The organism is Streptomyces sparsogenes (assembly GCF_001704635.1).
GTDB classification, from domain to species: Bacteria; Actinomycetota; Actinomycetes; order Streptomycetales; family Streptomycetaceae; genus Streptomyces; species Streptomyces sparsogenes.
The window spans coordinates 1-655 of sequence record NZ_MAXF01000267.1 but is presented as its reverse complement, the minus strand read 5'-3'; the positions used below and the strand labels follow the sequence as shown (position 1 = coordinate 655).

Here is a 655-nt window from a genome sequence, read left to right as displayed (position 1 = left end):
GGCAGTGGTCCGCTCGACGACGGTGACGGTCGGCACCAGGTGGTCCAGGCCGCGGATCACGATCCCCGGGGGGCGTACCGGGCCAGCTGCTCGGTGCAGGCGTTCCACGCTGGCGCGGACAGCAGCTCGCGTGAGCGGGCGAACAGGCGGTACAGAGCCGGGCCGTGGCGTTCGGCCAGCCCGACGTTATGGGCCAGCACGTCGAGCTCGTTGGCGGCCGTGATCTCCACGATGGCGCGTACGTCCGCCGCGGCCGGAGTGTGTTCCCGGCCCGTGAAGCGGTCATGGAAGCCCACCGGAAGCCCGTTGCCCAGGCGAGGATAGACGGCTGCCCGGTCGCAGCTCGCGTACAGGTACACCAGGGCCTCCGCGCGATCGCCGATCAGTTCGGCGAGCACCCAGCGCTCGGTGATGCCCAGGAGCGACCCGTCGAATCCGTCCGTTCCGTAGGCAGCGTGGCACAGCCCCGCGAGCTGGACGTCAGGGTCGGCGCCCCAGGCGGAGAGTAGGCGGGTGACACGGTGCAGGTGGTCCAGGAGCGTTCCGCCCGGATGGGCCGTCCGGGCGGCGCCGCGGTCGGACAGGAACTTCTCGGCCCGCGGCCATCGCGCCGGGGCGGGCCGCCCCATCAGGCCACCCGTTTTGCGGACTGTGC

At 72.4% G+C, this 655-nt stretch carries 1 protein-coding gene; it reads right to left on the bottom strand.

The window, feature by feature from the left end; translation table 11 throughout:
* Positions 1–56 precede the first annotated feature (56 nt).
* A partial coding sequence (locus BBH68_RS38800; RefSeq protein WP_342673172.1) for a DUF6817 domain-containing protein occupies positions 57–655 on the bottom strand: 599 nt, incomplete at its 5' end.